Annotated in this window: 20 protein-coding genes and 1 tRNA gene; 10 read left to right on the forward strand and 11 right to left on the reverse strand. The window is 64.9% G+C overall.

All coding sequences use genetic code 11. The annotated features are described in order from the left end of the window. Positions 1 to 106 precede the first annotated feature (106 nt). The 5 genes from MUB52_RS04435 to MUB52_RS04455 form a co-directional block, all read right to left on the reverse strand. Positions 107 to 3511: an efflux RND transporter permease subunit gene (locus tag MUB52_RS04435; RefSeq protein WP_263842987.1), complete on the reverse strand. Its 3405-nt coding sequence runs from the start codon at positions 3509 to 3511 to the stop codon at positions 107 to 109. Then, on the reverse strand, positions 3512 to 4969 hold the full coding sequence (locus MUB52_RS04440) for an efflux RND transporter periplasmic adaptor subunit (protein ID WP_263842988.1): 1458 nt from the start codon (positions 4967 to 4969) through the stop codon (positions 3512 to 3514). Positions 4970 to 5063: 94 nt separating this feature from the next. Next, a complete protein-coding gene (gene moaB / locus MUB52_RS04445; RefSeq protein WP_263842989.1) occupies positions 5064 to 5606 on the reverse strand; it encodes a molybdenum cofactor biosynthesis protein B in 543 nt (180 codons plus the stop codon). 1 nt (position 5607) lies between these two features. Next, entirely contained in the window at positions 5608 to 6219 is a 612-nt protein-coding gene (locus MUB52_RS04450) for a LysE family translocator (RefSeq protein WP_263842990.1), read from the reverse strand. Then, on the reverse strand, positions 6212 to 6988 hold the full coding sequence (locus MUB52_RS04455; protein WP_263842991.1) for a uracil-DNA glycosylase: 777 nt from the start codon (positions 6986 to 6988) through the stop codon (positions 6212 to 6214). The genes MUB52_RS04450 and MUB52_RS04455 overlap by 8 nt, the downstream gene beginning before the upstream one ends. A gap of 107 nt (positions 6989 to 7095) precedes the next feature. Here MUB52_RS04455 and MUB52_RS04460 point away from each other — a divergent pair, with 107 nt between their 5' ends. The 4 genes from MUB52_RS04460 to plsY all read left to right on the forward strand — a co-directional run bounded on the left by MUB52_RS04460 (position 7096) and on the right by plsY (position 10594). Further along, on the forward strand, positions 7096 to 8043 hold the full coding sequence (locus tag MUB52_RS04460; protein WP_263842992.1) for an aspartate carbamoyltransferase catalytic subunit: 948 nt from the start codon (positions 7096 to 7098) through the stop codon (positions 8041 to 8043). Continuing rightward, on the forward strand, positions 8040 to 8585 hold the full coding sequence (locus MUB52_RS04465; protein WP_263842993.1) for a hypothetical protein: 546 nt from the start codon (positions 8040 to 8042) through the stop codon (positions 8583 to 8585). The genes MUB52_RS04460 and MUB52_RS04465 overlap by 4 nt, the downstream gene beginning before the upstream one ends. A 117-nt stretch (positions 8586 to 8702) precedes the next feature. Beyond that, positions 8703 to 9986: a dihydroorotase gene (gene pyrC / locus MUB52_RS04470; RefSeq protein ID WP_263842994.1), complete on the forward strand. Its 1284-nt coding sequence runs from the start codon at positions 8703 to 8705 to the stop codon at positions 9984 to 9986. Next, positions 9986 to 10594 (forward strand): glycerol-3-phosphate 1-O-acyltransferase PlsY, encoded by a 609-nt coding sequence (gene plsY / locus MUB52_RS04475; RefSeq protein WP_263842995.1) that lies wholly within the window; start codon positions 9986 to 9988, stop codon positions 10592 to 10594. The genes pyrC and plsY overlap by 1 nt, the downstream gene beginning before the upstream one ends. Before the next feature lie 234 nt (positions 10595 to 10828). Here the strand turns inward: plsY and MUB52_RS04480 are convergent, their stop codons facing one another. Next, on the reverse strand, positions 10829 to 11215 hold the full coding sequence (locus MUB52_RS04480) for an ectoine synthase (RefSeq protein WP_263842996.1): 387 nt from the start codon (positions 11213 to 11215) through the stop codon (positions 10829 to 10831). A 72-nt stretch (positions 11216 to 11287) separates the two neighbouring features. Here MUB52_RS04480 and MUB52_RS04485 point away from each other — a divergent pair, with 72 nt between their 5' ends. Both MUB52_RS04485 and MUB52_RS04490 read left to right on the forward strand, forming a co-directional pair. Beyond that, complete coding sequence (locus MUB52_RS04485) at positions 11288 to 12226, forward strand: aldo/keto reductase (protein WP_263842997.1); 939 nt, start codon at positions 11288 to 11290, stop codon at positions 12224 to 12226. A 258-nt stretch (positions 12227 to 12484) separates the two neighbouring features. Next, positions 12485 to 13534 (forward strand): PucR family transcriptional regulator, encoded by a 1050-nt coding sequence (locus tag MUB52_RS04490; protein WP_263842998.1) that lies wholly within the window; start codon positions 12485 to 12487, stop codon positions 13532 to 13534. A 27-nt stretch (positions 13535 to 13561) separates the two neighbouring features. Here MUB52_RS04490 and MUB52_RS04495 read toward each other — a convergent pair whose 3' ends face one another. The 5 genes from MUB52_RS04495 to MUB52_RS04515 form a co-directional block, all read right to left on the reverse strand. Continuing rightward, positions 13562 to 13903 (reverse strand): hypothetical protein, encoded by a 342-nt coding sequence (locus tag MUB52_RS04495; RefSeq protein ID WP_263842999.1) that lies wholly within the window; start codon positions 13901 to 13903, stop codon positions 13562 to 13564. 345 nt (positions 13904 to 14248) lie between these two features. After that, positions 14249 to 16741 carry a GcvT family protein gene (locus tag MUB52_RS04500; protein ID WP_263843000.1) on the reverse strand — a complete coding sequence of 831 codons (2493 nt, stop codon included), beginning with the start codon at positions 16739 to 16741 and terminating at the stop codon, positions 14249 to 14251. Between the two features lie 192 nt (positions 16742 to 16933). Next, positions 16934 to 18331 carry an FAD-binding oxidoreductase gene (locus tag MUB52_RS04505; protein ID WP_263843001.1) on the reverse strand — a complete coding sequence of 466 codons (1398 nt, stop codon included), beginning with the start codon at positions 18329 to 18331 and terminating at the stop codon, positions 16934 to 16936. A 20-nt stretch (positions 18332 to 18351) separates the two neighbouring features. Next, positions 18352 to 20133, reverse strand: coding sequence for a gamma-glutamyltransferase (ggt, locus tag MUB52_RS04510; RefSeq protein WP_263843002.1), 1782 nt, complete (start codon positions 20131 to 20133; stop codon positions 18352 to 18354). Between the two features lie 26 nt (positions 20134 to 20159). After that, on the reverse strand, positions 20160 to 21146 hold the full coding sequence (locus MUB52_RS04515; RefSeq protein WP_263843003.1) for a 2-hydroxyacid dehydrogenase: 987 nt from the start codon (positions 21144 to 21146) through the stop codon (positions 20160 to 20162). A gap of 118 nt (positions 21147 to 21264) precedes the next feature. Between MUB52_RS04515 and MUB52_RS04520 the strand changes: the two genes are divergently transcribed. The 4 genes from MUB52_RS04520 to MUB52_RS04535 all read left to right on the forward strand — a co-directional run bounded on the left by MUB52_RS04520 (position 21265) and on the right by MUB52_RS04535 (position 23835). Continuing rightward, on the forward strand, positions 21265 to 21768 hold the full coding sequence (locus MUB52_RS04520) for an SH3 domain-containing protein (RefSeq protein WP_263843004.1): 504 nt from the start codon (positions 21265 to 21267) through the stop codon (positions 21766 to 21768). 92 nt (positions 21769 to 21860) lie between these two features. Further along, positions 21861 to 22853 carry an NADPH:quinone reductase gene (locus MUB52_RS04525; protein ID WP_263843148.1) on the forward strand — a complete coding sequence of 331 codons (993 nt, stop codon included), beginning with the start codon at positions 21861 to 21863 and terminating at the stop codon, positions 22851 to 22853. Positions 22854 to 23028: 175 nt separating this feature from the next. After that, positions 23029 to 23103 (forward strand) — tRNA-Gln (locus tag MUB52_RS04530). A gap of 108 nt (positions 23104 to 23211) precedes the next feature. Further along, positions 23212 to 23835 carry a YdeI/OmpD-associated family protein gene (locus MUB52_RS04535; RefSeq protein WP_263843005.1) on the forward strand — a complete coding sequence of 208 codons (624 nt, stop codon included), beginning with the start codon at positions 23212 to 23214 and terminating at the stop codon, positions 23833 to 23835. The last annotated feature ends 23 nt before the right edge of the window (positions 23836 to 23858 follow it).

The following is a 23858-nucleotide window of genomic DNA, read 5'->3' on the forward strand; positions in this document are numbered from 1 at the left end:
CGACGTCGGTCTGAGTGCCACCAAAGCATGTCGAAATCCGCGGCTCGACCAGCACCTTGCGGGGTGAGGGGTCTTGGATCTTGATTGAGATTGAAGGGGTTCTGCTCTAGGCCGCGCCTCGCTTCCGACTAAGCAGCAATACGATGGCGGCCACCACATAGCCGGCCAAGACCAGCACGGCAGCGCCGCCGATGAAGGTCAGAAGTGCGGCACTCATCGCCGGCCAGCGCGCCAGTTCCGGAAAGAAACCGAGCACGACGGGAGACAGGCCGCCCTGAAGGAGTGTCCACCCCAATGTCGCCCCGCCCCAGAGCGCGATCAGCCCCCAGAGCCCGGTGAAGCCCGCGCGCACCACAGCGACCGGGGCCACCAGCCCGCGCCGCATCGCCTTGATCTGGCGCGAGAGGTCGTGCTTGATCGCGATCAGCGCGGGCACCAGAAGCAGCACGATGACCATGCCGAAGCCCAATCCATAGACCAGCGTGATCACCGTCGGTTTCAGGAAAGCGGCCTGACGGCTGGTCTCCTGCAGCATCGGCAACATGCCCAGCACGGTGGTCATCGTTGTCAGCATGACCGGCCTGAGCCGGTCTGCCGCGCCGTCGATGATCGACGGGATCAAGCCGCGTTCCTCTGCGTATTCGTCAATCGTCGTGATCAGCACGATGGAATCGTTGATGATGATGCCCGTCATGCCCAACAGCCCGACCACCGTGAAGATGTTGAGCGGCATGTCCCAGGCCATATGACCGTAGATGACGCCCACGAGACCAAAAGGCACGACCGACATCACAAGCAGCGGTCGCGTCCAGCTGCCGAAGACCCAGGCCAGCACAAGGTAGATGCCGAAGAGGCACAGGATCAGACCGTTCAGCGCCTCGCTCAGGAAGCGGTCTTCCTCTTCGGCAAGACCCGAAAGCCTCCAGTCCACCTGATGCTCGCTCTCGATGCTGGGCAGAATGTCTTGTTCGAGCGCCCGTTCGATCTCGGCCGCGCGTTGCGGGTCATCGGCGGAGATGTCCCCCCTCACCCAGATCACCCGCACCCCGTTCACCCGACTGATGGTGCGAAAGCCGATCCGGCTCTGCACCGTGACGATATCGGACAGCGGCACGTAGACCCCATCCGGAGTGCGCATTTGGGTGCGGTCGAGGAAATCGGCGGTCAGCTCGTCCTTGGGCAACTGGACCTCGATGGTCGCACTGCGCGGACCATCCGGGAAGGTCGCCGCCTCGATTCCGCCGAGGCGGTGGCGCAGCACCCGGCCAAGCCCGTCTATGGTGAATCCCAGCGCCTGACCACGGGGTGTCAGATCGAGGATCAGCTCCTCGCGGTCATAGGTGAGATTGTCTTCAACCGCGAGCACCTCGGGATAGCGCAGCAGGGCTGCCTGCAGATCCAGACTGGCCGCCTTCAGCGTATCACTGTCCTGACCCGAGAACTCGACGCTCAGCGCATCGCCGCCCTGCCCGTCGCGCTGCCCGTGGAACGACAGGACCTCGGTCAACGGATGCTGCGTCACCAGGTCACGCAGATCGGCCGTGAAGGCGAAGCTGGAATAGGGACGATCATCTGGACTGATCAGCGTGATCGAAATGGATCCGAGCAGGTCTGGATCCTTGAATTCACTGCCGGAGAGCCCACGCCCCGCCGTGCCACCGACCTCGGCAATGGCATGCAGCACCGGGTTGACGCCGTAGCGCGCCTCATAGTCGGCGGCCAGCGCCTCCGTGGCCCGCTGCAGCTCCAGCATCATGGCCTGGGCATCCTCGCGCTGTGCCCCTTCGGCCATGGCAAAGTTGCCCGTGACCGAGCTGCGTTCGGGTGCGTTCCAGAAGCGCCACTGTGCCTCGCCGCTGATGAAGTACGAGACCTGGAGGGCCAGGATGAGAATGAGGCCCGACAGCACCGCATAGCGCGCGGTGATGACGCCTGCGATCATCGGCTTGAAGAGCCTGTGCCGCACCCAGACAAAGCCGCGGTTCACCTGTCGGCTGGGCCAGTCATACCAGCGCTCCTTGGCCTGGGCAGCCAGGGCATGGGCCATGTGATTGGGCAGCACGAGGAAGCACTCCACCAATGACGCCAGCAGCACCGCGATCACGGTGAAGGGGATGTCCTTGACGATCGTACCGAACCACCCGCCAACCAGGAACAGCCCCATGAAGGCGATCACCGTGGTGATCGTGGCCGCAAAGACCGGCAGCGCCATGCGGCGCGCCGCGCGCTCGGCCGCCACGAAGGGGGGCTCGCCGAAATGGCGTGCGCGGTGATCGGCGTGTTCGGCCACCACAATGGCGTCATCGACGACGATCCCCAGCGTGATGATCAGCCCGAAAAGCGAGATCATGTTCAGCGTCAGCCCGGCGGCATACATCAGGCCAATGGCCGCCAGCATTGCGGCAGGAATGCCCGCGGCCACCCAGAAGGCCGTGCGCGCGTTCAGGAAGAGAAACAGCAGGCACACCACCAGCCCCAACCCGGTCAGCCCGTTGCTGAGCAGCGTATTCAGCCGTGAGGTGATCGCCTCTGCGCGGGTCCGGATCAGCTCGATGCTCATCCCGTCCTGCAGGGTCGCGCGCATCTCGGCAGCAACCCGTTCGACCGTGCGCTGCACGCCGATGGAATCGCCACCATCGGCCCGGTCGACGCGGATCGAAATCGCCGGGTGTGGTCCTACGAAATAGGCGCGCTCCCGATCCGGGCCTTCCTGGGTGACCTGCGCGATGTCGCCGACGCGCAGCTTTGATCCATCGGGGTTGGAGCGCAGGACGATCTCGGCAATCTTCTCGGGCACGCGCTTTTCGGTCCCGGTCCGCACCCGCGTATTGGCGCCGGCGACGTTGCCTGCCGGGTCGGTGTCGACCTCCGCTGCGATGGCCTCGGCGATCTCGGCCATGGTGACATCGTTGGATATCAGCTTGATCGAGGGCACCTCGACAGTGATCTGCGGGGCGGCGTAGCCGCGGAAGGTCGTGCGCGTGACGCCCGCCGCAAACAGCCGTTTGACGAATTCGTCGCCATAGAGCCCCAGTTGTTCGGGCGAGACCGGCCCGGCGATGATCACATCCGTGACCCGGTCGCGCCGGGCCGCGCGGCGGACGCGCGGCTCCTCGACGTCCTCGGGAAGCTCCGTCACGGTATCGACGGCGTCCTGCACCTCGGTCGCGGCGCGCGACATGTCCCAGTTCGGCTCGAACTCGAGCCTCACGGTTCCGGTGTCGGGGCGCGCCACCGCCCAGCTCTTGGTGACGCCCTCCACCTGCATCAGCACCGGTTCCAGCACCTGGATGATTGCGCTGTCCACATCGTCGGCGCTGGCCTGATCCCAGGTCACGGTCACGGTCACCTGATCGAAGGTTGCATCGGGGAAGAACTGCGACCTGATGTTTGGAAACGCGAACAGACCGGCGACGACCATCGCCACGAAGACGAGGTTGGCCACCGTACGGTGCCGCGTGAAATAGGACAGGATGCCGCCTGCGGCGTCAGATATCGGACCCGATTGCATCTAGCCGCCCATGCGGCTTTCGATCCGCGCCACCATCTGCGCAGGCACCTCGCGTTCAGCAAGCTGCGCCAGGACACGTTCCTTGGTTTCGGCCGGCATATGCTCCGTGCCTTTCACAAAAGCCACGAGCCGCGCCCGCCGCTCTTCGCTGAGCTCCAACATGTCCGGCACGCCAGCGGAAACCACTGCCTCCTGGCGCAAGACCCGGATGGAGACCCCTGGTCCAAGGAGCGGGGTCCGAGTGGTGACGACATCGCGCCCCTCAAGCCCCTCCCCGCGGACCAGAACCTGATCGCCCTGGCGCCGAAGGAGCGTGACCGCCAGCACTTCCAGACGGTTATCCTCGCCGTTAACCAGCACCGTGGAGTCAGACCCCAACGCAGAAGCCGGCAGGCTGATCACATCCGGTAGCGGCTGCTCCTCGATCTCCAGGGTGACAAAATCGCCCGGACGGAACCCGGACGCATGGGTGAGGCGCGCAAAGACGCGGCGTCCGGTCTGCCCGTCACCGGCGCCGGCGCTGACACGTGAGAGGCTGCCAGTGGCCTGTGCATCCACGCCGGCCACATCCAGGCGCGCCAGCACGCGTGTGTCGATCAGACCGCCCTCGGGGTTCAACAGCCGCGCATATTGCGCTGTGGACACCTGGAAGGAGACTTCGAGATCGTTGGGGTCGATCAGATCGGCCAGTCGCTCGTTGGCCGAGACCAGACGCCCCTCGACGACGCTTGTGTCGCTCAACGTGCCGCTGAAGGGTGCTTCGATGGCGGTATCGGCGAGCGTGCGTCGGGCTTCGGTGAGCGCAATCCGTTGCCGCAGTAGGCGCGTTGCGGCCTGATCCACCCGTGCTTCCGCACGGGCCACGTCCTGGCGCCGCGCCAAGACGGTGGCCCGGGCCGCCGCGGCCTGAAGCTCGGCGGTTTCGACGGCAGCCGTCGATCCGACCCCGCGCCCCGCCAGATCGAGCTGCCGATTGTAGGCTTTCTCGCGCAGACTCACCTGGTGTTCGGCCGCTGTCTGCTCGGCTCCGGCGAGGTCCCGCGCACGTCGCGCATCGCGAATCTCTGCTTCAGCGTCCGCCAGATCCGCAGACAGCCGGTCGACCGCCGCCTGCATTTCGGACGGATCAATCCGGACCAGCACCTCCCCCTGGGTTACACGGCCGGCATCTTCGAAGTTCTCGTGCAGAGCCGTCACCCGCCCGGCGACGGCCGCGCGCAACTCCAGCGTCCGGCGTGATGAAATCTCGCCAAAGGTCTCCATAACCGGCGTGATGGTCCGGGCCTCGGCCCGCTCAAGATGGACCGCAAAGACCCGCTCGCGCGGGGGTGGCGCCGGTGCGTCGTCGCTCAGCCGCGCCTGCACTGCGCTCTGCACGACATAGGCCGCATAAACCAGCAAACCCAGGCTGACCGCCGCGAGGAAGACCCCGATCATACTCTGGCGCAGAAACCGCATACCGCCGTAATCCTAATACCTTAACCCCTGGGCGTTTATACCCCAAGATCGCCGAGAAATACACCGATCCGCCGCAACGTTACGGACGAATTTGCTATTTCCGTCGCCGATGTTCATCCAGACGCGGAAAAATCTCCACAAAGTTGCACGGACGGTGCCGATAATCGAGCTGCCGGGCGAGAATCTCATCCCACGCGTCCTTGCAGGCACCCGGGCTGCCCGGCAACGCAAAGAGGTACGTGCCATTGGCGACCCCGCCCGTTGCCCGGCTTTGAACCGCACTGGTGCCGATCTTCTGCATCGAAACCATGGTGAAGACGGTCCCGAAGGCATCGATCTCCTTTTCGTAGACGTCCCGATGCGCCTCGACCGTCACGTCGCGCCCGGTCAGCCCCGTGCCGCCGGTCGAGAGCACCACGTCAACGCCTGAATCCTTGCACCAGGCGCGCAGCTGCGCCGCAATCTGCGTCCGCTCGTCCGGCAGGATACGCCGGTCGGCCAGCTCGTGCCCGGCCTCGAGCAGCCGCTGCACCAGCACATCACCCGAGCGGTCTTCGGCGAGGCTGCGGCTGTCCGAGACCGTCAAAACGGCGATGCGCACAGGGATGAACTCGATACTCTCGTCAATGCGGCTCATGTCAGGCTTTCTCCAAGACGGCGAGGCGTGCGGCCAAGGCAGCGAAGATGCCTGCAGTGAGATAGTCCAGTATCCGGCTGCCCCGGGCCAGCCGCTGGCCTGCGGAGCCCGCAAAGACGCCGACGAGCCCGTTGATCACGAAGCCACCGATACCAATCACAGCCCCGAACACCAGGAATTGTCCGAGCACCGATCCCGCCTCGGGCCGCACGAACTGCGGCACGAAGGCCAGCACGAAGAGGATCACCTTCGGGTTCGTCAGGTTGACCAGAAGACCGGACCGGAATGCATCTCGCGCCGCTCCTTTCGGCGGCGCATCGGCTGGCGGGGCGGCGCGCAGTGCCTGCCAGGCGAGCCAGAGCAGATAGCCCACTCCGATCCATCGGATCACATCGAAGGCCCAGGGCACCGAGGCCACCAGCGCGCTCAGACCCAGCCCCGCCATCGCCACATGGATCATCCCGCCGGTGGCGATCCCCGCGCTTGCCAGCCAGGCCGCCTTGGGGCCAGCCCGCAGGCCCTGCCCAAGGCAGAACATCATGTCCGCCCCCGGCGTGAGGTTCAGCGCAAGCGCGGCCGGGATGAAGGCTGCAAGGACAATCGGATCAACCATCGGACAGCCGCGCCTTCAGGCTCAGGAGATCGGCCCATGCCTCGCGCTTGGCCGCCGGCTGGCGCAGCAGGTAGGCCGGGTGGAACATCGGCAGCGCCGGCAGGCCGCAGGCGTCCGTCCATATCCCGCGCAGCCGCGTGATGCCGCGCTTGCCCAGGAGCGCCTGCGCGCTGATGTTGCCCATGATTACGAGAACCTTTGGCTGTGCCAGCGCGATGTGCCGCTGCAGGAAGGGCCGCATCATGGCGATCTCCTCGGGCTGCGGGTCGCGATTCTGCGGCGGGCGCCAGGGCAGCACGTTGGTGATGTAGACCGGTGCGGCCTGATCGGCGCGGCCCATGTCGATGGCCGCCAGCATCCGGTCAAGAAGCTGACCCGCACGCCCCACAAACGGCCGCCCCTCACGGTCCTCGTCGCGGCCGGGCGCCTCGCCGACGATCATCACGGGCGCACCGGGGATGCCGTCTGAGAACACCAGAGTCCGCGCTCCGCGTTTCAACCCGCAATGCTCGAAACCGGCCAGCGCCGTCTGCAACTCGTCCAGATCCGCAGCAGCTGCGGCCAGCTCCTCGGCCTCCACAACGGGATCGACTGGTGTCGCAACCGCAGGAGCCGCTGGCGGCTGCGCCGGTGCGGCCGGCTTCGGCGCCGTCAGCCGCTCGGGCAGTTCGTAGCAATTGACCGGCGCGTCACAGATCGCCTCGGTCGCGCCCAACTCGACCTGCCACTCCAGAAGCGCCAGTGCGTGATGAAATTCGGATGATTCCATGGCCGCAGCCTACGACGTTGCCTGGCCGAGATGAACCGCTATCCGACCCGCTTGCCCGTCCGCCATGCGCTGCCTATAACGCAGGAAATCACGATGAGCTGCAGCCCATGAGTTTTCCGCACCGCCACCTGCTTGGGATCGAAGCCCTGCGCCCGGAGGAGATCGCATCGGTGCTGGATCTGGCGGACCGCTACGCAGCCCTCAACCGCCAGCCCGACAAGCATGGCCATGCGCTCGCCGGGCTCACCCAGATCAACATGTTCTTCGAGAACTCCACCCGCACGCAGGCGAGCTTCGAGATCGCGGGCAAGCGGCTCGGGGCGGATGTGATGAACATGGCGATGCAGGCGAGCTCGGTGAAAAAGGGTGAGACGCTGATCGACACGGCGCTCACGCTCAACGCCATGCACCCCGATCTGTTGGTCGTGCGCCACCCGCAGTCGGGCGCCGTCGATCTGCTGGCCCAGAAGGTGAACTGCGCGGTGCTGAACGCGGGCGACGGGCGGCACGAACACCCCACCCAAGCCCTGCTCGATGCGTTGACGATCCGGCGCGCCAAGGGGCGGCTGCACCGGCTGTCGATCGCGATTTGCGGGGATATCGCGCACAGCCGCGTGGCGCGCTCGAACATCCTTCTACTGGGCAAGATGGAGAACCGCCTGCGCCTCATCGGCCCGCCGACACTCCTGCCCTCGGGCATCGCCGAATTCGGCGTGGAGGTCTTCGAGAACATGGCCGAGGGGCTCAAAGACGTCGACGTGGTGATGATGCTCCGCTTGCAAAAGGAACGCATGGACGGCGGGTTTATCCCCAGCGAACGCGAGTACTACCACCGGTTTGGCTTAGATGCCGAGAAGTTATCCCATGCCAAGCCCGATGCCATCGTGATGCATCCCGGGCCTATGAATCGCGGCGTGGAAATCGACGGCACGCTCGCCGATGACATCAACCGCAGCGTCATTCAGGACCAGGTCGAGATGGGCGTCGCCGTGCGTATGGCGGCGATGGACCTGCTCGCCCAGAACCTCAAGCTGACGCGGGCCGAACCCGCATGAGTACCACCATCGAGATCCCTCCGAACGAGCGCGGGGTGATCCGCGTCTTCGCGATCAACGCGCCGCCCGATGAGATCAAGGATCAGCTGGCGTCCATGCCAAAGCCGGACCTTGCACGCCAGTTGCTGAACAGTCCCCATCTCGACACCACCAGCGTCGAGATCTTCCCAGTCAGCGATCTGACCGGTATGGGGCTGACTGCCTACCTCACCGAAGGCTACGCGGTCGAGGAAAATGCGCTCGCCACCGACCGCGCCAAGCTCGATGCGCTCGCCGGCTACGTGCTGCTGCTCTTTTCGGAAAGCTTCAAGGGCGCCAGTGCCACGCTCAGCCCGAGTGCCGAACTCACGCTCATCGGCAGCTACCGCGAGTACCGACCCGCGGCAGGCGGCCCTACCATCGACGCGGAAAGCGCCAGACCCTATAGCGGGACCCCGCAGATGACGCCCAATGTCCCGGCGCGGGGGCCGGCGGGCAGCGCCATGGTGGTGCTCGCGATCATCGTGCTGATCGGGCTGGGCCTCTGGTGGCTTCTCACATGACGACAAAGGCGCAAGAGAGATGAAAGAACCCAAAGACCCCAAGATGTCCGGCCGCATCGCGATGATCGCCCTGCTGGTCGCCTTCGGCGTTGTCGGCCTGATGATCTGGGTCGGCGCGTGAGCAAGCTGACCTTCCTCAACGCGCGGCTGGTCGACCCTGAAAAGGACGAGATCGTGATCGGCGGCCTCGTGGCCGAGGACGGGCGCATCACCAGGCATCTACCGAAGGATGCGCCACGGCTCACGTCCGGCAGAGTGATCGATTGCGGGATGAAATACCTCGCCCCTGGCCTCGTGGACCTCGGCGTGAAGGTCTGCGAGCCGGGCGAACGGCACAAGGAGAGCTACCGCTCCGCGGGCCTCGCGGCGGCGGCCGGCGGTGTGACCACGATGATCACCCGCCCGGACACCGACCCCGCCATCGACAGCCCCGAAACGCTCGAATTCGTCGCGCGGCGCGCAAGCGAGGCCACCCCGGTCAACGTGCTGCCCATGACCGCGTTGACCAAGGGGCGGCAGGGGCGCGAGATGACCGAGATCGGCTTCCTGATGGACGCGGGCGCCGTCGCCTTCACCGATTGCGACCGCGTGATCACCGACACCAAGGTGTTCAGCCGGGCGCTCACCTATGCGGCTGGTCTCGGCGCGCTGGTTGTCGCGCATCCGCAGGAGCCGGGTCTGAGCAAAGGTGCCGCCGCGACCTCGGGCAAATTCGCCTCACTGCGCGGCCTGCCCGCCGTTTCGCCTATGGCCGAGCGCATGGGCCTCGACCGCGATATCGCGCTGGTGGAGATGACCGGCGCGCGCTACCACGCCGACCAGATCACCTGCGCCCGTGCCTTGCCTGCGCTGGCACGCGCCAAGGCAAACGGGCTTGATCTCACCGCGGGCACGTCGATCCACCACCTAACGTTGAATGCGCTCGATGTGGCCGACTATCGCACTTTCTTCAAACTGAAGCCCCCTTTGCGCGACGAGCAGGACCGGCTCGCCGTAGCCGAGGCGGTGAAGTCGGGGCTGATCGACGTGATCAGCTCCATGCACACGCCGCAGGACGAGGAGAGCAAGCGGCTGCCCTTCGAGGAAGCAGCCTCTGGCGCGGTGGCGCTCGAAACCCTGCTGCCAGCGGCCATGCGCCTATATCATGCGGACCTTATACCCCTCCCGACCCTGTGGCGTGCGATGTCGTTCAACCCGGCCAAACGCCTTGGGCTTGCCTGCGGGCGGCTGAGCGTCGGCGCGCCCGCCGATCTGGTGCTTTTCGATCCCGACGCGCCCTTCCTGATGGACCGCAGCACCCTGCGATCGAAATCGCAGAACACCCCCTTCGACGGCGCCCGGATGCAGGGCAAGGTGCTCTCCACCTTCGTCGGCGGCACCTGCGTTTACGAGAGAAACTGATGCCCACGCTCGAGCACGCCGCCCCGCTTCTCGCCTTCTGGGCCGTCCTCGGCTATCTGCTGGGCTCCATACCCTTTGGTATGGTGCTGGCGCGCGTGATGGGCCTCGGCAATCTGCGCGAGATCGGCTCGGGCAACATCGGGGCCACCAACGTGCTGCGCACGGGCAACAAGACCGCCGCGGCGCTGACGCTGCTGCTCGACGGCGGCAAGGGGGCCGTCGCAGTGCTGCTCGCCCGCGCCTTCGGCGGCGAGGACACCGCCCAGATCGCGGGGCTGATGGCGATGCTTGGCCACTGCTACCCCATCTGGCTGCGCTTCAAGGGCGGCAAGGGCGTGGCCACCTTCCTCGGCATCGTGCTCGCGCTGGCCTGGCCCGTCGGGGTCGGCTGCTGCCTCGCCTGGCTCGCCGGTGCCGCCACCTCGCGCATCTCGTCGATGGGCGCGCTCTTTGCGGCCGCGGCCAGCAGCCCGCTCATGGTCTTCACCGGCCACGCAGAGGGGCTGATCCTCGGCATCGTCCTCACCCTTCTGGTGTTCTGGCGCCACCGGGCAAACATCGCCCGCCTGCGCGCCGGCACGGAGCCAAAGATTGGCGGAAAATCCTGAGAGCCTCTCCCCCGAACAAGTCGCCACTCGGCCAGGGGCGCGCCTGAGGCATCGCATCCCGCCTCCTGCCCGGCGGCACCGCCGGGCAGCGCCCGCCCGCCCCCCGGGCGGGCGCTGCCCTCAGGGTCATGTGGAAACCGAGCAGACATGCCGTGCAGTGCGGTATGAGCAGGTTCGGTCCGTGGTCATTGACCCACGTCCGGCGCAGATCCTCGGGCCAGAGCGCCTGCGACGTCAGGACGGCGCATAGCTGCCATCGGGGTCGTGCACCTCGTCTCCCTGCAAAGCCGGCGAGAAGACGCAGATCAGATGCAGCGGCGCGGCGCCAATCACCCGCAACTCGTGACGATCATGCGCATCGGGTGCATAGAGCACACCGGGTTCGATCCGGTGCACCGCGCCGCTATCCACTTCGGTGACCTCCCCGGCCCCGCCGATGCAATAACACGCCTCGATATGGTGCTTGTAGTGCAGGCGCAGCACAGCCCCCGGCATCACCTTCGTCTCGGTCATCGAAAACCCCATGCCATCGCTCTTGACCAGCAGCCGCAGGCTGGTCCACCCCGGCCCCTCGGCATCTCGGACCGTGCCCTGCAGATCTGTCTTTCGCGTCACGATCATGCGCACCTCCTCGCAGCTTGCGTTCGTTATTGAGTGTTGCATGGCTGCGCCCGCCATGCCACTTCTGACCGCATGACACAGCCGCTGACCAGCCCTGATGGCACCCCCGCCAGCCGCCTTGCCTTTGGCACCATGCAGTTCGGCGGCCGCGCCGACGCCGCCGCCTCGCGCGCCATGTTTGACGCCTGCATCGCCGCCGGGATCACCCATTTCGACACCGCACATGTTTACACTAACGGCGCGTCGGAGGAACTGCTGGGTGCCATGCTCGGGCAGCACCGTGACCGCCTGATCATCGCGACCAAGGCCGCCTATACCGGCGGTGGGTCGAAAAGGAATATCCACGACAGCTTTGCTATCTCGCGTAAGCGGCTGAGCATGGATATGGTCGATGTCCTCTACATGCACCGGTTCGATCCAGACACCGACCTGCACGAAAGCATGGAGGCGATGGCCGAGCTCAAGGCTCAAGGCCTCATCCGCTATGTCGGTGTGTCGAACTTCGCCGCCTGGCAAGTGGTCAAGGCCATCGGCATCGCTGCCAAGTTCGACATCACCATCGACATCCTGCAGCCCATGTACAACTTGGTGAAGCGCCAGGCCGAGGTGGAAATCCTGCCCATGTGCGCCGATCAGGGCGTGGCCTGCGCGCCCTACTCGCCTCTGGGCGGCGGGCTGCTGACCGGCAAATACAGCGGCGGCGGCGCCGGGCGGCTGACGGAAGACGACCGCTACGCCGCGCGCTATGGGCAGGGCTGGATGCACGCGGCTGCGCAAGGCCTCAGCACGATCGCTGAGGAGATCGGCGCTGACCCGGCCACGCTCGCCGTCGCCTGGGCCGCGGCCCATCCCATGGGGCCCACGCCGATCATCTCCGCCCGCTCGGCGGAGCAGCTTGCGCCCTCGCTCGACGCACTCAGCTACGAGATGAGCCCCGAGCTTTACGCCCGGCTCGCAGCGCTCAGCCCGACCCCGCCACCGGCCACCGACCGCCTCGAAGAGCAGGTCTGAGACCCCCAAGGGCGTAGCGGCAGGCTGGACGCCGACGCCGCGCGCGCTATGTCCTGCGATGTCAGAGCAATGCAACACTTGATCGCGTCAAGTTATACTGACATTATTGAACCAGCTTTTCCCCTGTGGCTTGGCAAGAAAAAACGGGTGAAAAGATCGTTTCAGTCAAGCCACTGGTTTTCCCAGTCGCCGTGCACAATTGGTCGATTCAGCGCTGATCCTCGATGGATCCAGTGAGGCCGACAGACAGGAGGGACCATGACGAAGGTCATCACGCGTTATTTCGAGAGTACCGCCACCGCCCGCGCCGTTCGCAAAGAACTGCTGTTCATGCGGCGGTTCTCCAAGCGAATTGTTCATCTCTTCGAGGAGGCCGAGGACGCCGACGCGCGCTTGATCCGCGCAGGCGTGAACACCGAGACCGCGGAGGCCTACAAGAAGCGCTTGGCCAAGGGTGGTGCGGTGCTTATGGTCCGCGCCGGCTACAAACCGTTGAGCGTGGCGCAGACCACCCGCGATGTGACGGCCGAGATGGGCGCCGTGGATATGGGTGATCTGATCGAGGAGGTCCAGGTCAGCGACAGGGTGGACCGGCGGTTGAGCGTGCTCACCGACCACCCGCACATGCTGATGGCGCCGCGCGATCCTGATGCCAACAACTTCTACATGGCCAACTGGCCGATCCCGCTGATCAGCCGCCGCAAACCCTTTGCCATGTCCGTCTTTCCGCGGCATGCACGGATGGCGAATTTCCCGATCCCGCTGATCAGCAAGCGCAAACCTTACGATGAGTTTGCCTTCCCGCGACACAAGCGCATGGCAGACTTCCCGATCCCGCTGCTCAGCAAGCGTAAGCCTTACGACAAATTCGCCTTCCCGCGTCACAGGCGCATGGCCGATTTCCCCATTCCCCTGATCAGCAGGCGAAAGCCCTACACGGGCTCACTGATCCCACGGCACCAGCGCATGGCGGCCTGGCCCTTCCCGCTGCTCATCAACGGGAAGACCGGTACAAATGCGCTGATACCAGGTGGTCCGAGGATGGCGAACTTCCCGATCCCGCTGATCAGCAAGCGCAAGCCCTCGGACGCCTTCGCCTTCCCCCGCCACGCACGCATGGCGAACTTCCCGATCCCGCTGATCAGCAAGCGCAAGCCTTACGATCAGTTCGCCTTCCCGCGTCATGCCCGCATGGCCGATACGATCCTGCCACTGGTCATCCGGCGAGAGGAGAAGGGCGAGAGCGCCCCACCGAAGAGAACCTCGCTGTCGGGGATGCTGGGTCTGCCCACGGTGGTAAGACGCTGACCCAGCCGGCCGCGATCTGAAGTGACCTCAGCAGCCGCGTGCCAGCTGCACCCGGTCCAACTCGTTGATCCGGCCCTTTGCCACGGCGATGGTGGCCTCCTTGTCGTTGCCGGACATGCTCGACAACGGTAGTCCCAGCAGGAATACGCCCCAGGCATCCCCGCTCGCGGCACGCTTCTGTGCGGCAGAGGCTGCTTGCAATTCCTGAGAAATCTTCAAGTGCTCGGCGGCGAGCTGCTTGCAGGAAAAACCCTTGTAAGGTGTGCCTGAAACTTCGATTGCAGCAATGCGTTCCGGTTGTTGTGCGCAGCCTGCAAGACTGCCAGACACGATGAGGCCGAATGCCATCATTTTTACGGATTTTATCATAAAGCTCCACTCGTTAGATACATTTTCTGGTCAAGATCGGAGGCCTGCGTCGTCCGCCTTGGCGTCCCGCAATGGAAGAACCATCCGTCGCATTCTGCGCGGACATTCCGGCGCTCCTCATCACCCGGGGAAATGGGGCAGTGCAACCAAATTGATTAAAATCGGTTAATGTTGGTTTTGGACATTGCTTAGGTGCCGGGCGCATACTCAATCCTGCAAGGCAGCCAAACGCAGCTGCGCGCACCGACATGAGACAGACATTGGATCTTGCGCCTTTTTCAGGCCCCCTGACCAATGCCCCCGCGCAGGGGTCCGCGCCCCTTCAGTTCCCGCGCAGGTGCTGTTTTACCCGTCGACGCGTATGCGCGCGTTGGTCGAATCGTAGGGGCTGTCCTCGGCGACTTCGGCAGGCCAGAGCTGGTCGAACATCTTCACCTGCAGTTTGGTGCCAGGCACCGCCAGATCCGGCGTGACGTACCCCATGCCAATGCTCTTGCCGAACGCCACGGAGTATCCACCCGAGGTCAGGCGCCCAACCCGCGTGTCTCCGTCATAGAGAGCTTCGCGACCCCACGGATCCGCATCCGCCGGCCCATCGATCAGCAGCGTGACGCATTTGGATCGCACGCCGGTCGCCTCCAGTCGAGCCTTGCCGTGGAAGTCTTTGCCGAGGTCGACGAAACGCGGCAGATCCGCCTCCAGCGGTGTGGCATCGCGGCCCAGCTCTGTCCCAAACGCACGATAGCTCTTCTCCTGCCGCAACCAATTCTGGGCCCGCGCGCCGACCAGTTTCATCCCGTGCTTTTCTCCGGCCTTTTCAAGCTGATCGAAGAGGTAGTTTTGCATCTCGATGGGGTGGTGCAGCTCCCATCCCAGCTCGCCGGTGTAGGCCACACGGATCGCGCGCACCGGGCACATGCCCAGCTCGATGTTACGCACCGAGAGCCACGGAAACCGCTTGTTCGACAGCACCGTCGCCGGGTCCGCGTCCTTCACGAGCGCGTTCAACACGTCCCGCGAGTTCGGTCCGGCAATGGCAAAGACGCCCCATTGCGTGGTCACGTCCTGCTCGTTGATGCGCCCGAACTCGGGCTCCTTTTCCATGATCGCCTTGTAGAGGTAATCCTGGTCGTAGGCGTGCCACGCGCCCGCCGAGACGAGATAGTAATCATCCTCCGCGACCCGCACGATGGTGTATTCCGTGCGCGTGGTGCCGTGATCTGTCAGCGCGTAGGTCAGGTTGATGCGCCCAACCTTGGGCAGTTTGTTGGTCGTGAACCAATCCAGAAACGCGGTGGCGCCCGGCCCGCTGATCCGGTGCTTGGCAAAGGCCGTCGCATCAATCAGTCCCACGCTGTCGCGGATGGCCTTGGCCTCCTCGACCGCGTATTGCCACCAGCCGCCGCGCCGGAAGGAGCGCGCGTCGTGGTCGCTAAACCCTTCCGGTGCGTAGTAGTTCGGGCGCTCCCAGCCGTTCACCTGCCCGAACTGTGCGCCGCGCGCCTTTTGCCGGTCGTATGCCGGCGAGGTCCGTAGCGGGCGACAGGCGGGCCGTTCTTCGTCGGGGTGGTGCAGGATATAGACGTGTTCGTAGCACTCCTCGTTCTTGCGCGCGGCGTACTCCGTTGTCATCCAGTCGCCGTAACGCTTGGGGTCGAGCGAGGCCATGTCGATCTCGGCCTCGCCTTCGACCATCATCTGCGCGAGGTAGTATCCCGTGCCCCCCGCCGCCGTGATCCCGAAAGAAAAGCCTTCGGCCAGCCACATATTGTCCAGCCCAGGTGCCGGGCCGACCAGCGGGTTGCCATCGGGGGTGTAGCAAATCGGTCCGTTGAAATCGTCTTTCAGCCCGCAGTCTTCGCAGGAGGGAATGCGGTGGTTCATCGCCATATACTGATCTTCGATGCGCTCCAGGTCCAGCTGAAACAGGTCGGCACGGAAGCTGTCGGGAACGCCGTATTCGAAGCGCGCAGGCGCGTCTTTCTCATAGACACCAAGAATCCAGCCGCCGCGTTCTTCCCGCACATAGGATTGCGCATCGGCATCGCGGATAACCGGGTGCTCCACGTTGCCTTCGCTGCGGAACTTCACCAGCTCGGGGTCCTGATCCATCACGATGAACTGGTGTTCAACCGGGATTGCGGGGATCTTGATCCCCAGCATCTTGGCCGTGCGCTGCGCGTGGTTGCCGGAGGCCGTCACAACATGCTCGGCGGTGATCACGACCTGCTCCTCGGTGGGCACAAGGTTGCCGCCCTTCTCGCCCATCTTGGTCGCGGTCACCTCCCAATGGGTGCCGGTCCAGTGGAACGCATCCGCCTGCCACTTGCGCTCGATCATCACGCCCCGCTGCCGCGCCCCCTTGGCCATGGCCATGGTCACATCCGCCGGATTGATATAGCCGTCCGTGTGGTGGTAGAGCGCGCCCTTCAGGTCCTCGGTGCGGATGAGCGGCCATTTGGCCTTGATCTCGTCGGGCGTCATCCACTGGTAGGGAACCCCGCAGGTCTCGGCGGTGGACGCATAGAGCATGTACTCGTCCATGCGTTCCTGCGTCTGGGCCATGCGCAGGTTGCCGACCACGGCAAAGCCCGCGTTCAGCCCGGTCTCTTCTTCGAGTGTCTTGTAAAAACGAATGGAGTAGTCGTGGATATGCGTGGTGGCGTAGGACATGTTGAAGTAGGGCAGCAAGCCGGCCGCATGCCAGGTGGAGCCCGAGGTCAGCTCGTCCCGCTCCAGTAGCATCACGTCGTCCCAGCCGGCACGGGCAAGATGATAGGCAATCGAGGTGCCAACGGCGCCGCCGCCGACAACGAGGGCTTTGACTTGGGTCTTCATGGCTTAGGCTCCGTCGTGCAGGTGTTGCGCTAGCATTAGCGCCTGGGTGTGGCAGGGCCAAACCGCGCCCGACCGGTCATGGCGGGAAAGCGACATGGCGATCGAGGTGGCCTGAAAGCCCACCTTACCTGCCGGTCCTGATCGTCTGTGCTGGCAGGTAGGGTGGGCTTTCAGGCCACCCGTGCCAACAGATCAGAGGATCTTGCCGGGGTTCAGGATATCCTGCGGATCAAGCGCCTGCTTGATCGCGCGCATGACGTCGGTCGCTCCACCAAGTTCGCGCTCCAGATAGGGCCGCTTGCCCTGCCCGATCCCGTGCTCCCCCGTGCAGGTCCCGCCCATGGAGATCGCCAGCTCATTCAGCCAGCTGACAAACCCGGCGGCCCTTTCGATCTCCTCCGCATCCGACATATCCACGAGCGGCGAGACATGGAAATTCCCGTCGCCCGCATGCCCCACGATGGGAGCTATGAGACCCAACTCCGCCACGCGCGTCTGGGCTGCGGTGACGCATTCGGCCAACCTCGAGATCGGCACGCAGACGTCCGTAGCGATCCCTTGCGCGCCCGGGCGATACTGCAGCATTGCCGGGTAGGCGTCGTGGCGCGCCTTCCAGAGCCGGTTGCGTTCTTCGGTCGTGGTCGTGGCGCTGTAGCCATGTCCGCCCTGCTCTTGCGCCAGCGCACCAAAGATCTCGGCCTGTTCCACCACGCCCGTATCCGTGCCGTGAAACTCCAGCAGGAGCAGCGGGGTTTCCGGCAGATCGAGCTTGGAATGGGCGTTCAGCGCCTTCACCATCACATCGTCCAGAAGCTCGATCCGTGCGACCGGTAGCCCATACTGGATCACCGAAATCACCGTCTGGCAGGCGGCATCGACCGTCGGGAAAGAACAGCTCGCCGCGCTGATGGCCTCGGGGATACCCTGCAGCTGCAGCGTGATCTCCGTGATCAGGCAGAGCGTCCCTTCCGAACCGACCAGCAGCCGTGTCAGGTCATAGCCTGCGGAGGATTTGCGCGCGCGCGTGCCAGTCCGGATGACACGGCCATCGGCCATCACCGCTTCGACCGCCAGCACGTTGTCCTTCATCGTGCCGTAGCGCACTGCATTGGTGCCCGAGGCATTGGTGGCGGTCATGCCCCCCAGCGAGGCATTGGCGCCGGGATCAATGGGGAAAAACAGACCCTGATCGCGCAGATGCACATTCAGCGCCTCGCGGGTGACACCCGGTTGGACGCGGCAATCAAGATCGCCCGGGTTGACCTCCAGCACGCGGTCCATCTGGCTGAGATCGACACAGACCCCGCCCGCGGGCGCGTTGATATGGCCTTCCAGCGAGGTGCCGGTGCCATAGGCGATGATCGGAACCTCATGTTGCGCGCAGATGCGAACGATCTGCGAGACCTCCTCGGTGCTCTGCGCAAAGACAACCGCATCGGGCGGCTGGTTCTCGATCCAGGTCGTCGTGTGGCCGTGCTGCTCGCGGATCGCCTGACCGGTCTGAAACCGCTCGCCGAACTGCTGTTTCAGTATCCCGAGCGCGGTGGCGATCCCCGCCTCGTTGCGGGGCAGCGTTGCGTGTTGAACCATGGTCTGCCTTTCTTGCGTCCCTATTGCCCCAGCGCGATGCCCTCACGCCGCGGATCGGCCCCGCCTTGCAGCCCGTCCCTGATGGCGATGGCGTGCAGGCCCGAGGTCAGCGCGCGGCTTTCCACCTCATATCCCAGCTCCGTCAGCGCCTCGGTCAGACCTTCGGCCGAGGTGCCCTGCTCTACATCGTATGTCCCGAAGCGGTTCACCGCATGCGGCACCGAAAGGGCCTGCTGCACATCCAAACCCCAGTCCAGATGCGCGATGATGCTGGTGGCCACATAGCCGATGATCCGGCTGCCCCCCGGGCTGCCGATGGCCAGAACCGGGGCACCATCCTTCATCACGATCGTGGGCGCCATGGACGAGCGGGGCCGCTTGCCGGGCTCCACCCGATTGGCAATTGGCACACCATCCGCATGGCTCTTGAACGAGAAATCGGTGAGTTCGTTGTTCAACAGGAACCCACGCACCATCAGCCGGCTGCCAAAGCCATTCTCGATGGTTGTCGTCATCGAGGCCACGTTACCCGCCGCATCGACAATCACGAAATGCGATGTGGACGGCAGCTCGATCGAGACATCATCGGCCCAGTTGAGCGCGTGGTCGAACTCGGGTGCGCCGGGTGCCACTTCGGGCAGCGCATCATCACCCGACAGCAGCTTGGCCCGCTCCGCAAGATATCCCGGATCGACAAGGCCTTCCGTGGGCACAGGCACGAAGTCGCTGTCCGCCATGTAGCGGCCCCGATCTGCAAAGGCGAGCCGCGAGGCATCGCCGATCAGGCGGCGGACATTTGCGTCGCCCGGCCCGGCCGAGAGGTCATGGCTTTCCAGCATGCCAAGGATCTGCCCCACCGTCAGCGCGCCCGAAGAGGGCGGACCCATCCCGCAGACATCATGCGCGCGATAGGTCACGCAGACCGGGGCGCGTTCCTTCACCTGATAAATGCTGAGATCGACCGTCGACAGCACGCCCGGATTGCCCTCGGCGCCGCGTACGGTTGCGACGATGTCCTGCGCGATCTCACCGGTGTAGAAGGCACGTGCACCGTCTTCGGCCATGGCGCGCAAGGTTGCGGCATAGTCCGGGTTCTTCAACAGCTCGCCCGCTTCCAGAGGTGTGCCGCCGGGCATGAAATAGTCCGCGGTGGTCTCAAAACGCCCGAGCCGCTCCATATCGCCCGCAATCAGGCCCGCAAGTCTTGGGGAGACGTCAAAGCCCTCCTCGGCGCGGGTGATCGCAGGCGCCAGAAGGTCGGGCCAATCAAGCGCGCCCCAGCGCACATGCACCTCCTCCATCAGCGCAGGTGTGCCCGGTGTTCCGACGGAGAGACCGCCAACCACAGCGTCGAAAAACGCGAGCGGCTCACCGTCGCCATCCTGGAACAACCGTGGGGTTGCGGCAAGCGGTGCGGTTTCGCGGCCGTCGAGCGTGGTCAGCGTGCCGCTTTCCGCATCATAGTAGACCAGAAACGCGCCGCCACCTAGACCGGAGGACTGCGGCTCGACCAGCCCCAACATCGCCTGCACGGCGACCAGCGCATCTGCGGCAGTGCCGCCCTGCGCCAAGACGTCCGCCCCCGCCTTCACGGCCCAGGGGTTCGCGGCCGCGACCATCCAGGTGTCTGCGGTCACCGGGGTGCCTGCGAATTTCGCCTCAAGTGCCGCGGCCACCTCGGGTGAGATTGCTTCGAATGCGCCTTGCGTGGCGGCTTCGGGTTGGACCGCATCGGCGGCCTGCTGGGCGACGGCGACTGTCCCAAGGAACAGGGCTGCGCCCGTTGTCAAAACATATCGCATCGTCTCTCCACTCCTCTAGCCAGGGTCTAAAGCATTGAGGGCACGACCTGATCGGGAGGTCGGTGCCCGTCGTCGAAGGTCTTGATATTGATGATGACTTTTTCCCCCATCTCGATCCGGCCCTCGCGGGTGGCCGAACCCATATGCGGCAGCAGCACAACGTTGCCAAGTTCGCGCAGGCGCGGGTTCACGCGGGTGCCATGCTCGTAGACATCGAGCCCGGCGCCCGCGATCGCTCCCGCACGCAGCATCCGCGTGAGTGCCGCTTCATCCAAGACTTCGCCGCGCGAGGTGTTCACGATCACCGCTTCGGGCTTCATCAGCTTGAGCCGCCGCGCGTTCATGAGATGAAAGGTCGAAGGCGTCGCAGGGCAGTTGATCGAAATCACGTCCATCCGCGCAACCATCTGATCGAGGCTTTCCCAATAGGTGGCCTCGAGCGCCTCTTCGACCTCGGGCCGCAGCCGCCGCCGGTTGTGGTAATGAACCTGCATCCCGAAGGCACCGGCCCGCCGTGCCACCGCCTGGCCGATGCGCCCCATGCCAAGGATGCCCAGCCGCCGCCCCGCAACCCGCCCGCCGAGGTAAGCCGTGGGCGCCCAGCCATCCCATTCGCCCGACTGCATGACGCTGAGCCCTTCGGGAATCCGCCGCAGCACCGCGAGCAGAAGCGCCATGGTCATATCCGCGGTGTCATCGGTCAGAACGCCCGGCGTGTTCGAGACCAACACGCCGCGCTGGCGGGCTGTCGCCACGTCGATGTGATCGACACCGGCCCCGTAGTTCGCGATCAGTTTCAGCCGGTTGCCGGCCTGGCTGATCAGCGCGGAATCGATCTCGTCCGTCACCGTGGGCACCAGCACATCCGCGGATTTCATCGCCTCCGCCAGATCGGACCGGCTCATCGGCGTGTCGTCCTCGCGCAGCTTGACGTCAAAGAGTTCGGACAGCCGCGTCTCGACCGCTTCCGGCAACCGTCGCGTGACGACAACACTCAACCTCTGCTTCGCCATTTTGCACCTCCCCGGACTTGGCGCCGCACGCGCTTTCGTGGCATGGTGGCCGAGATGCGGGCGGGGCACAAGAACCTCGCGGCCTCAAACGGGCAAATTGCAAAGAACAGGCAATGTCATGACGAATTTCCTCCTCGGGGCCCTCGCTGCGGCGATCTCGGTGGTTTTGTGCGCTGGCCCGTCGGTTGCACGGGACACAGGGCCTGTGACGAATCTGCCTCTGCCCCGGTTCGTGTCCATGAAAGCCTCGGAAGGGAACGTCCGGCGTGGCCCGTCACTGACCCACCGTATCGACTGGGTCTTCAAGCACCGCGACATGCCCTTGCAGGTCACCGCAGAGCACGGCCACTGGCGCCGGGTGCAGGATCGCGAGGGTCAGGGCGGCTGGATCCACTATTCTCTGTTGTCAGGCGTACGTACCGTGATCGTGGAGCATGACATGGTGTCCCTGCGGATGCGGCCCGATCCCGACGCGCCCGTGGCCGCCGCACTCGAGCGTGGGGTGATCGCGCGGCTTGGCAAATGCGGTCCGGAGTGGTGCCAGCTGCGCTCCAGCGGCTACCGGGGCTGGGCTCCGAAATCGCGGCTTTGGGGCGTCGCCCCGGATGAAATTCGCGAGTGAGGAAAAGCCGTCCGCACGGCCGTGCTGCGCATTGCGGGCCGCGCCCGAACCCGTAGGATAGACGCGCAGAGCTCAATGACAGGGGGATCATGATGCGGGCTGTCGGATACAGACAATTTGGGCCGGCCTCCGAGGTACTGTCCGTGGTCGATATCGAGCCGTCGCCTCCGGCGGCTGGCGAGGTCTCTGTAGATCTGGTCTTCTCGGGCGTGAACCCCTCGGACGTCAAGGCGCGCGCCGGGGCGCGGCCGGGCGTGACGGCGCCGCCGTTTCCGCTGGTTGTGCCGCACAGCGATGGATCGGGGCGCATTTCCGCGGTTGGCCCCGACCTCGATCGCAGCCTGATCGGCCTGCCCGTCTGGATCTGGAACGGCCAATGGCAGCGGGCGTTTGGAACAGCAGCCACCCGGATCACCCTGCCCGCAGCACAGACGGTCCCGCTGCCGGAGGGTGTCGGCTTCGAGACAGGAGCTGTGCTCGGCATCCCGGGGCTCACGGCAGCCCATGTGGTTTTTGGTGGTGGAGAGGTCGATGGGCAGACGCTGCTGATCCAGGGCGGTGCCGGAACCGTCGGCTTTCTCGCCGTTCAACTGGCGAAATGGGGTGGTGCGCGGGTGATCGCGACCGCCCGGGGCCCTGGCCTTGCGCAGTGCGAGGCTGCGGGCGCCGATGTAGTGCTCGACTACACGGCACCGGATCTGGCCGATCAGATTCTCGCGGCCAGCGACAGTGCGCTCATCCCGCGGATCATCGAGGTCGAGTTCGGCCGAAACATCGAAACGGACACCGCCGTGATCGCGCCGAACGGTACGATTGCGGCCTATGGATCCGCGCTCGACATGACCCCGACGCTGCCGTTCTACCCGCTGTTGTTCAAGGCGGTGACAATCGACATCGCACTGATCTACCTTCTGGATCCGGCGGGGCGGCAACGCGCCATCGACAAGCTACACGGCGCCTTGGCCGACGGCGCGCTGCACTGCCCGATCCAGACCGTCTTTCCGCTCGCCGAAACGGCAGCGGCCCATGAGGCGGTCGAGCGCGGCCAGCGCACAGGCGCGGTGCTGGTCGATGTCCAAACCTGATGCGACGGCCCACGAGGTGCGAGCAGTTTTGACCCAACTGCGGCTCGCATCCGTTGGTTGAAAATTAACCATGAAGCGGCTACATCCTTGGCGAGTGTTCGGCCACGACATATGCGGAATTTTGCAATTCGGGTCTTGCACGTTGTCTTGGGTCAGCTTATTCAGCGCCCGTCGTTGGGATGTAGCCAAGTGGTAAGGCAACTGTTTTTGGTACAGTGTACCGTAGGTTCGAATCCTACCATCCCAGCCACTCTTTTCGTCCGTCGATAGGAGCTTGGTAGATGGCGGGCCGTCATCTCCGTTCCCCGCGCAAGCATCGCGCACGCGGTTTTCGCGCCCCGGCTGGAAAACCCAAGCCATGAAGATCCAGAAGGTCGAAGATTATCTCGCCAGAGGGTGCGGACGTTGCGACCGGTTCGACACGCCGGAGTGTTCCACGACGCGATGGGCCCAAGGTCTTGCAGAGTTGCGGAGGATCTGTCTCGCCGCCGGGCTGGAGGAGACTGTGAAATGGGGGCAACCGTGCTACCGCCACGCGGGCCGCAACATCGCGATCATCGGTGCGTTTCGCGACAGTTTCGTTCTGGGGTTCTTTCACGCGGCCTTGATGAAAGACCCTGAGGGGGTGCTCGAAAAGCCCGGACCCAATACCCAGCACGCCGATACGATCCGGTTCCGCGACAACGCAGAACCTGCAGGGATGGACCGGACGGTTCGGGACTATCTGGCAGAGGCGCAGAGCTATGCGGAGACAGGCCAGACCGCACCAAGGACCACACGCCTGCCAGACTTGCCGGACGAGCTGATCGCGGCGCTGGACGCCGACCCGGACTTGGCAGAAGCCTTTCATGCGCTGACACCCGGACGGCAGCGCAGCTATGTCATCAACCTGAGCACGGCCAAGGCCAGCGAGACGCGGATGCGGCGAATCGCGAAGTTTCGCGAAAAGATCATCGCAGGCAAGGGCGCGAACGAGCGATAAGCGACGCGGGACGGCACGCGGTG

This window comes from Roseobacter sinensis (genome assembly GCF_025755255.1).
Taxonomy (GTDB): Bacteria; Pseudomonadota; Alphaproteobacteria; order Rhodobacterales; family Rhodobacteraceae; genus Roseobacter; species Roseobacter sinensis.